Origin of the sequence: Candidatus Propionivibrio aalborgensis (assembly GCF_900089945.1) — a bacterium.
Lineage (GTDB): Bacteria > Pseudomonadota > Gammaproteobacteria > Burkholderiales > Rhodocyclaceae > Propionivibrio > Propionivibrio aalborgensis.
Map to the genome: position 1 here is coordinate 1 of NZ_FLQY01000120.1, position 9,386 is coordinate 9,386.

General features: G+C 60.2%; 10 protein-coding genes. All 10 read right to left on the reverse strand.

Features of this window, described 5'->3' with window-relative positions:
- Positions 1-2,003 (reverse strand): hypothetical protein (locus tag PROAA_RS07325; RefSeq protein ID WP_222102148.1); only part of this gene is annotated, 2,003 nt, incomplete at its 3' end.
- 21 nt (positions 2,004-2,024) lie between these two features.
- Positions 2,025-2,465: a GPW/gp25 family protein gene (locus PROAA_RS07330; protein ID WP_186410718.1), complete on the reverse strand. Its 441-nt coding sequence runs from the start codon at positions 2,463-2,465 to the stop codon at positions 2,025-2,027.
- A gap of 28 nt (positions 2,466-2,493) precedes the next feature.
- Entirely contained in the window at positions 2,494-2,772 is a 279-nt protein-coding gene (locus PROAA_RS07335) for a PAAR domain-containing protein (protein WP_186410719.1), read from the reverse strand.
- 19 nt (positions 2,773-2,791) lie between these two features.
- The gene (vgrG, locus tag PROAA_RS07340; protein WP_186410720.1) at positions 2,792-4,528 is read right to left on the reverse strand and encodes a type VI secretion system tip protein VgrG; all 1,737 of its coding nucleotides are present in this window, start codon (positions 4,526-4,528) and stop codon (positions 2,792-2,794) included.
- Positions 4,528-5,202 (reverse strand): CIS tube protein, encoded by a 675-nt coding sequence (locus tag PROAA_RS07345; RefSeq protein WP_186410721.1) that lies wholly within the window; start codon positions 5,200-5,202, stop codon positions 4,528-4,530. Before PROAA_RS07345 ends, vgrG begins: the two co-directional genes overlap by 1 nt.
- A gap of 3 nt (positions 5,203-5,205) precedes the next feature.
- Entirely contained in the window at positions 5,206-5,367 is a 162-nt protein-coding gene (locus tag PROAA_RS07350; protein WP_186410722.1) for a DUF5908 family protein, read from the reverse strand.
- Between the two features lie 9 nt (positions 5,368-5,376).
- Positions 5,377-5,823: a phage tail protein gene (locus PROAA_RS07355; protein WP_186410723.1), complete on the reverse strand. Its 447-nt coding sequence runs from the start codon at positions 5,821-5,823 to the stop codon at positions 5,377-5,379.
- 30 nt (positions 5,824-5,853) lie between these two features.
- A complete protein-coding gene (locus PROAA_RS07360; RefSeq protein ID WP_186410724.1) occupies positions 5,854-6,288 on the reverse strand; it encodes a phage tail protein in 435 nt (144 codons plus the stop codon).
- A 47-nt stretch (positions 6,289-6,335) separates the two neighbouring features.
- Positions 6,336-8,288 (reverse strand): phage tail sheath family protein, encoded by a 1,953-nt coding sequence (locus tag PROAA_RS07365; RefSeq protein WP_186410725.1) that lies wholly within the window; start codon positions 8,286-8,288, stop codon positions 6,336-6,338.
- Positions 8,289-8,298: 10 nt separating this feature from the next.
- Positions 8,299-9,300 (reverse strand): hypothetical protein, encoded by a 1,002-nt coding sequence (locus PROAA_RS07370; RefSeq protein ID WP_186410726.1) that lies wholly within the window; start codon positions 9,298-9,300, stop codon positions 8,299-8,301.
- Between the last annotated feature and the right edge of the window lie 86 nt (positions 9,301-9,386).

Consider the following 9,386-nt stretch of genomic DNA (forward strand, 5'->3'; position numbering starts at 1 on the left):
AGTGCCGGGTCGGCGCTGCCTTCGGCCACCTGCATGAGCAGGCTGACCGCGTCGCCCGCGGCGACACCGCGCAGTCCGATCAGCAGCTCGCCTTCGTCCGGGTAGTGCGGCAACAGGCGCACCGTCTTGTCGCTCACATAGTCGAGCTGCTCGCGAAGAAAGGCGTGTTCGCGTGCCTGCCCGAAGCAGCCGACACGGAAAAACTGCACGTCCGTGCCGGTGAATCCGGCTTCGCCGGCACTGCCGGTCAGACTCATATCGACCGTATCGGAGACAGCGCTGTAGCCCAGTTGGATGCCCTGTACCGTCGGCGTGTAGGGTTCGTTGAGCACGGTGCCGTCCTGGGCGATGGCATGCTGCACCGACTCCCGCCGGTAGTCGGCGTGCAGGAAGTCTTCTTGCAGGGCGACGGTGATGAAGCCGCTGCGCGGTGTTGGTGCGGGCACCAGCGGTCGGCTCTGCATCGGATTGGCGAGCTTGCGGCGGCGGCCCAGCCAGCGGCCGATGCCGCTGCCCGAGAAGAGCATGGCGTACAGGCGGCGATCGGCGCGTTCGTGCAGCAGCGAACCCTGCTCGGCGGTAACCGGGGGTGCGCTCGGCGAGAGTCGGGTGACGCCAAGGTCATCGCGCAACATGATGTCCTGCGCAGTCGAGCTGAGTTGTCCGCTTCGGTCCTGATACACGAGGCGAGCCGTTACGCCATTGCTCAGGCGGCTCTGATTCTGATAGTTGGCATACCATGCCTGCAGGTTGCTTGGGGCGGCTTGCCAGGCAAAGCTGACATGCAGATCGGTGAGTCGCTTGGAGAGCGCTTCTTCACTGCCGATCATGAAACGGGAGCCGGCCACTGGCTGCGGGCCGAAAGGCTGAAAGGCTTTCTTCGGATTCAGACTGCCGTTGTCATTTTCCAGCGTCAGCGTTTGTACTCCTTCAACATCGACGCGGATACGTACGGTGCTGAGTGTGAGATTCTCAAGATCTGAATATCCCAGAGCGGTTCCCGTCAGCAGCAACTGGACGATCGGGGCCTGCGCGCTGAAGGCCTGCCCGTGCAGTGTGGCCTGGTAGTCGACCAGCGCCGCATCGGTCGCTTGCAGGCTGAAGCTTGCGCTCAGGGTTTGTCCCTGCAATTCGCAATCGATGGCGAACGGTCCCAGCCAGCCTTTCGGGCCGGTGACATAAGCCTGGAAGGCGGCAGCGAAACTTGCTGCGCCGTGTACGCTGCCATTGAGTCCGCCGAGGGTCAGATCGAGACTGACCTTGCGCGTGCCTTCGAGCATGCGCAGTACTGGTGACGCAAGCGCCAGGCCGATCGGTGCGGCAGGCAGAGTATTGCTGCCAAAGGCTCGCCATTTGGGTTGTGCCTTGTCGAGTTCGCCACCGAGTCCGTCGGACGAATTGGCGACTGGCGCGAAGTACACCCCGCTGCTGTCCCGGTATGCGCTGTGCAGTGCGGCGACCTGGCCATGACCGACTACGACCTCGCGCACCGGTTTGTAGAGCAGTTCGACGCCGCTGTCGTCCTTGCCTGCCGAGAAAGCCTGCTCGGGCGTGACCGCTAGCGGCGCTACGCCCTTCTTTAGTTCGAGCAGCAGATGTGCGTGGTCGGGCTGTGCCGGGCGCGGCTCAAAACGCAGCACGCGTTTGAACTGAAAATCCATGTGCCGCGCCGTGAAATCATTGAGTAGCGCCTGGGGTTGTCGATATAGTTCGAAGAAGCTGCCGAGCAGGCCGATGTGCGGCGGAACGCTGCCGTCCTGACGGGCGAGCAGGCTCGCCTCATCGTCCTTCGGGAAGAACTCGCTCCAGTCACCACTCGCCTGCTCCGGGTCATGCGCATAGAAGCGCATCAGCGCGGCCTGTGCGCGGGCTTGCGCCAGCAGTTTGGCGCTATCACGCTCGTCGACCTGGAAGAACTGCGTGTCGAACTCCGGCGGCGTGCGATCTCCCTGGCTCTGGCCAAGTTGCGAGATCATGTTCTGGATGATGTCCTGTTCAGCCACGGCAAGTGATTCCTGTCATTCTCACGCGGCGCCCGACACCGAACCAAGAACTTCATTGGCGTCGGTCCGATAGAACGGGAAGACCAGATTGAAGCGCGAGTTGGTGCTGCGTACTTCGTATTCGAGCAGCACGCGCAGCGAGCCCTCGTTGGGATCGGGGCTGTCGATCTGCAGATTGATCAACTTGATGCGCGGCTCGTAGATCAGGATCGCCGTACGCACCCGGTCAAGCATCAGGCTGCGCAAGGTGGTGCTCATCGGTTCGAACATCAGGGCATGCATGTCCAGCCCGAATTTCGGTTCCAGAAAACGTTCGCCGGGCACGGTGCCGAAGAGGATTTTCAGACTTTCCTGAATATCCTGTTCGTCGCGGCTCATGACCACGCCATCGCCGGCAAAGCGCGGCGGGAAGCTCCAGCCCGTGCCAAGGAAGTTGTCATAGAGTTCTGCGTTGTCAGCCATCAGATTCCCTTTGCGCTCATTGATGTCTTCAGCCGATCATGATGGTGGGTTGGCCGACCGCCGCCATCGCGCCGCAAATACACGCGTCCGTCGTGCGCAGGGCGGGAACGCCGCCAAACATAACCGTACTGCTGCCGCTGGGGAAAACGCTGACGGTGGGCTGGTGTCCTGTGGGCGGCAAAGAGCACACGTGCATGTCGCCTGCCACGGCTGCTGGCTTGCCGCCAATCAGTACGGTGGCCGAACCGGGGCCGACGATGGTGCCGCCATGGGTGCTGATGTCGCCTACGCAGACCGCGAATGCCATTTATATGCCTCCTGTCGCCTCAATTGATCTGCACCATGCCGCCCTTGAGCTTGGTCACCGCACTGCTCGACAGTTCGGCCTGGGTACCGCCTTCGAGTTTGAGTTCGGTGCCGCCCTTGGCGCTGAACGAGGTGCCCGATTCCAGTTGCACCTCGGTTCCCGCTTTCAGCGTGAGCGCCTTGCTGCTCTCAATGGTAATGCCATCGGTATTCATGGTAATGGTGTTGCTGTTCTGGTCAGCGAGGACGATGGACGTGTCGTCTTCGCTGAGCGTGATGCTGTTGCCTGCCGGCGTGTCAATGATGATGACCTTCTTCTCGTCGTTGAAGTTGATGCGCAGCCCTTCGCGGCTGACATAGCCCTTCTCGTGGTTGTCGTCGGACCCCTGGATCGGTGCGGGCAGCGCGCTGCTGTGCAACATGCCGAGAATCACCGCGTGACGCGGATCTTCATCGAGGAAGCCGACCACGACTTCGTCGCCGATCTCGGGACGGAAAAAGAACCCTCGCTCCTTGCCGGCGTCCAGGCTGGCCACGCGAGCCCAGATACCTTCGTCATCCTTGCCGACAATCGGCAGGCGGATCCGTACGCGGTCCTCGCCGTCCGGATCTTCGTTGCTCACCACGACACCGATCTGAAGGCCGGCAACGCGGGCGAGCAGGGCGCCTGCAGGGGGGGCCGACATGTCGTCGGGCGGCAGCTTGTCGAGTCCGCCGAATTGCACGTGCGTTTTCCAGCCTTGCACCAGATCGAATTCATGGCGCACGCCGCTGACGAAAACCTTGCCGTTGAAGCGGGTGCCGACTCCGGCGAGGACGACGACGTCACCCGGCTTGAGCGCACCGATGCCTTCGCACTTGCCGCGACCGCTGACCTTGTTGACGCGGGAGCGCAGCCATTCACCATCGGCCCAAGCCTGCGCCTCGGCTTCGACGAGGGCGGCATGGCGCAGTTCCAGCGATTCGGCTGCGGCCACGGCCGCAAGATCGTCACCGGAAAGATTGCCCGGCCCGGTGAATCCGGGCGAATTGCCGTCGACTTCGAGCAGGCTTTGCTGGGCCGGGTCCCAACTGATGCTGCGCACGGCAGAGAACTGTGCGCGCGCATCGATTTCGGCATCGAACTCCAGCAGCGTCGCACCGAACTGCAAGGTGCAACGCGGCGGCGCATTGACGGCCGGCTTGCCGACGATGATCTTGTCGCCGGCGGGCCATATCAACAGGCCGTTGGCATGAGCGCGGGCGAGCATGAAGTCCCAGTCGCTGGTGTGAAACTGCACCAGTTGCTTGTGTTTGAGCGATGTTGCCGTTATCTCGCCGATCAGGCCGGACTTGCCAAGAAGCGCTTCGATCACCTCGCTGTCGGACTGGTCGAAGTAGCTCGAATTGCTGCGCCCCACAGTCATCTTCATCGCCGCATGGCGACAGTCGATGATCAATTGCGGCGCACTGGAGTCGCGAACCTTCACGTTCAGCCGCACGATGATTCCCTTGAACAGCGAGTCCTGACCACTGCCGGCACCGGCGAGGATTTCGATGCGCTTGCCGGGCTTGAGCAGATCGCTGTTGCTGAGCGGGAAGTCGCTGCTGGCAGCATTTCCGTCCAGATACACCAGACGCGCCGTGGCGATACGGTTGACCACCAGACTGACGCTTACTGTCAGCAACTGGTTTTCGCGCGGCATCGCCTGATCCTCCACCTTGACGGTGAATTCGCGATGCGTAGCGGCAATCGGCAGGGCGCGTGTTTCCGACATCATTTTTCCAGCGGCGGAAAGAAGATTCTCATGCCGGGAAGGATGTTGCGGAAATCATCTATCCCGTTCGCCTCGGCCACGCGCAGGTAGAGGCGCGGGTCGCCATAGATCTCGTTGCACAGAACCGGCAATTTATCGCCTGCCTTGATGACTCTCAGGTGGGTCAGGTCGGGAGACTGATCCTGTGCCATCGCTACCCGCGTGGTGTCATCGGAATTGTCGGTAAAGCTTGCCGTGATGACCGCACGCAGCGGTATGCCATTAGGCTGGAACAGTTTGTAGGCAATCGATGCGCTCTTGAGCACGCAGCGCTTTACCGTGAGCGTGCCCCAGCTCACCTTGAGGTAGTTGGGACGGTGAATATCGCCGTTGTAGCCGGTGACCGTCTGGAACTCCTCGATCTTCTGCTGCACATCGATGCGCTCGCCATTGGCCCCGGTGCCGTCAAGAAAGAAAGTCAGGGCGAGGTCTCCCGGTTTCATCTTCTTGAAGTTCATGCGGCTACCCGTCGTGCCTGAACCCTGTGCCGCGTCATACTCCATCTCGTATGACAGAGTGATTTCGTTCGGGTTGACGTAGGATGTGAACTGACTCGCCGGCTCGCCCGAGTAATCGGGTGTCGTGTAGGCGAGGATCAGCAGCTTCTCCAGCGTGCCGCGGTCAGAGGCGCTCATGATCTATCGTTCCTCACGTTCGCGCAGGATGTCGAGCACACGTTCGACGCACTCGGCAACGATTTCCTGTTTGCTCTCGGTCGCCGTAGGCGGCGCGTTGCCGCCGCCGGCAGCCTGGTTGGTGACTTCCACCGAAATAACGACTTCATCGACGATGATGGTCATGGTGCGTCCTCAGGAGCGATCCACAGAAAAGCGCTGGTAAAACAGTTGCAGCGATTCGATGACGACGGTATTGCTCGAAGCGCTCAGATCGGTAATCGCCCATTTTGTCGGGTAGGCACCGACCAGATGCCACGTCATCAGCGGTTCGTGCGACTCATTGAGCAGTTTGACATCCACATTCTTGGGCTCGATCCGGTATTCCTCGATGCATTGCCGTGACCAGTTCCACACCTCCGAATTCCGCAAGAGCCCCCGCTTCAAGACCAGCTCGGGATACTTTGCGCGGGTCGGATACTTCTGGATGAAGCGGTTCTCGCCACCTTCCGCGACCTCTTCGGTTCCCATTTCCACCGAAAGTCCGCTGACCTCGGTGAAGCGCACGTCGTGATCGTTGGGCGGCAGTCCCAGAACCTCCACCTTGAAGTGGAATCCGACCGGTGGGTAATAATTGGCCATGGCGAAATGCGTTTGGCTGGCTAGGATCTATCAGTCGTTCTGCAGTTCCAGTCCTTCGTGAGCCAGTTCGATGGATTCGATGGCCACCTCGTTGCCCGAGGCCTTGAGCGCAGGCCCCTCGACCTTGACCGGGAAGGCGTTCTGCGCTTTCCAGACCATCACCGGCTCGTGCTTCTCGTTGAGCAGGCTGATAACGATGTCGCGGCGCTCTACGGTATTGAGCTTGACGGTGGAGAGCCAGTTGAAAAAATCGTTGTCGCTCTTGATGATGCCGCGCTTGAGCGTGATGTTGCTGAACTTGCGCAAGCCGGGCATCTTGATTGACGAGTACTCCGGAAACGATCCGTCACGATATTCGATGGCCTGGTTCTCCTGCGTCAGGCCGGTGACTTCCGAGAAGCCGATGCGTGTGCCACCCCACTGCACGGTGAAATGAAACGCGGGTAATGGATATTGAGCTGGCATGATGAGTTGTCCTTAGGTCTGAGGTTGATCGGTCGATGCCAATGGGGTCAGGAGGTCTGCAACTTGTGCGAGAACTGGAGGATGATGAATTCCGCCGGACGCACGACAGCCATGCCGATCTGAACGTTCATGCGGCCTTCGAGGATGTCTTGGGCGTTCATCGTCACGCCCAGGCCACAGCGCACAAAGAAGGCTTCCTTTGGCGTGGCGCCGGCGAGTGCGCCTTCGCGCCATTTTTGTGTCAGGTAGTTCTCGATCATGCCGCGTACCTTGACCCAGGTATTGGCGTCATTGGGCTCGAATACCGCCCAGTAGGTCGATTTCTTGACCGATTCCTCGACCATGTTGAAAAAGCGGCGCACCGAGATATAGCGCCATTCATTGTCATTTCCTGCAAGCGTGCGCGCACCCCATACCAGAGTGCCCTTGCCGGAAAACGCGCGAATGGCATTGATCGACTTGCCGGCGACCGCGTCGACGTTGAGACCGTCGGTATCCGAAGTGTCGAAATTCACCAACGGGCCGATGACGCTGTTCAGACTCACATTCGCCGGTGCCTTCCAGACACCACGCTGGTTGTCGATCAGTGAATAGATGCCGGCGATCGCCCCGCTGGGCGGACAACTGGTCAAGGTATTGTTGATGCCCTTGATGAGATTGCTGTAAACACCGAAGTTTTCAAGCAGGCTCTGCTCATAGGTGCTGCGGTAACTCGACGCGCCAGTGACCAGACTGTTGATGACGCCGCTGGCGGCTGAGAATGCCGCGTTGATCGACGGCAGGGAAGCGTTGAGCAGTTCGGTTTCTGCGGTCAAGGCGGGCGGTATGCCGGTAGTGCTCGCTGCCGGGGGCGTGGCTGCGAATATGCCGTCCCACTGCGGGCCGTCGGCATTGAGCCCCGCGCTCCACTGCAGCGTGTAGGCAAAAGGTCCGGCATCCATGCGGCTTTTGAGTTCCTGCTCGAAAGCAATCAGTTTGCCGAAGGCATCTTTCAGCGGTGAGGAAATACTTGCGCCGGCGTCGTTGCGCAGCTTGACGTGAGCTAGCGGGACACCGCCGTTGGCGCAGGCGTCGACCAGTTCCGCTAGTTTGTACAGATAGGCGAACAGGTTTTGCATGTCTGCCGCAGTCGGGCTGGAACGGTACTCGGTCATCAGCTCGGCCTGGCGTGCGGTGACACTTTTTCCGCTGGCGCCGGTTGCCGTTGCGATGCGCGCAGCGAAACCGTCAACGTCAGCCTGTGCGTCGTCGATGGACTTCATCAGCGCCAGTAAATCGGCATCCGGTGTCAGGCTTTGCAGCGTGACCGCCGATCCGCCTTTTTCGACGACTGACTTGATGTTGGCATAGCCCACATTCTTGCTGTAGTTGAGTTTGAGCCAAGGGGTGTAGGCGGCGCCGTACTTGAGGTGATTGATTCCAAGTTTGTCGCGGAATGCGGTGCCTAGCGGGTCGTCACTGCGGGTGTCGAGCACCGTCACGCGGTCGCCCAACGCACCGCATTGCGCCAGCGCGGCCTGCTGAACGACGGCCATGTTGTCGGCCGACAGCGAAGCCGCGTCGGGGAACAGCAGGATGGTCGGCTCGTCATATTTCTTGAGCGCCTCGACACCGGCCTTCAGTTTGGTGTGGTCCGGGGCGGTTTGGTAATTGTCGGCACCGACGGATACAACGTAGCAATCGCCGCCGCCGTTGTCGAAAAACAAACGAAGGCTGTCGTACAGGTAGAAATTGGAACTTATGTCGGCGCGTACGAAGTTGTTGGTATCGTCGAGGACCACCTTGGTCACCACGATTTGCGGTCCCTTGCCAAACAAGGCTTCGTACTCAAGCAGCGATTTGAGGCGCGTAGGCACATTCACCAGGTCGCCGCCGACAATGCGTCGGGCAAATTCGGTGTAGCCGACAAAAGCGGGAATGGCCGTCTCAACCTCGGCAACCGAGGGCGGGAAGACGGAGATTTCTTCGACGTAGACATCCGGAGTTCGATAAGTTGGCATGGTTGGGCCTCTAGGGTTTGGACAGGTGAACGATGAAATCTGCCTTCGCCCGTTCAGGGCCCGGCAGCGGCAAGTGCTCGATCAGGACGGTAGAGTTGCGGCTGAGGTGCAATTTCCTCAGACCGCGCTCTTTCCGCGCAACTTCGGTTTGGGACTGGAATACGGCAATTTGTACGCTGCTGTCCCCGAGCAGCGAATCCTTGATGAAGCCGTCCGGGAACGGCGCGACAAGACGGGTGAATGTGATCTCGTCCCGCCCCTCGGCGGAAAACCCCTCGTCAACGATGTTCAGTTGATTGAACTCGTCGGGCTGCCAGTTGCGGGCAACCACGTAATAGCGCAAGGTTTCCTTGCGCACGGCAAAATTCAATGTGAAGTTCGCCGCATTCGTATAGAAGGCGGCATCGATGCGCAATGCCAGCAGACCCCATACGCCTGTATCGCGAAGACTCGCGTCGACGAACAGCTTGCGCGTATGCAGTAGCCCCGGGCCGTAATCTTCCTCGATCCGGTACTCGCCCGGTGCCAGGCCGCGCGTGTCGTAACTCGTTGCGGCTTCGGCAAGCTGTCGTGTTTCCAGGATGTTGGCATGTGCGTCGAGCAGGCGCAGGGTGACCGGGCGCGACGCAAGTTTTGGTGCCAGGCCGTAAAGGCCGGCAGTAAGCTCCACCCCCTGCGGTGCATCGAGCGTTGCTGGCAGTGTGGCATTTGCATACAGTGGTGTCAGTGTGGTATCGGTGATCACCGGCATGGTGATGTTGCTGAAGACCGGGTTGGCCAGGCGCAGGCCAAAATGCAGTGTCTGCCCGGCCAGGCTACTGAGCGGCACGCCGGGACTCTCGGCCTCATACAGCAAGTGCAGTTCGCCATTGAGCATGCGTGCCAGCATGCGGCCGCCGCGCAACAATTCGTGGGTACTCCGACTGGGCATGAATTCGATATCACTGCATGCATGGCTGTAGTAGCCATGCACCGGTGAGACTTTCGCGAGCGGGGCGAAGCTGATATTCATTTGTCGTGCAACGCCGTTTCGATGATCGTAATCGGCTTGCCGATGCTTTGCGGTTCGACATCCTGCAGCAGCACCATGCGCACCCG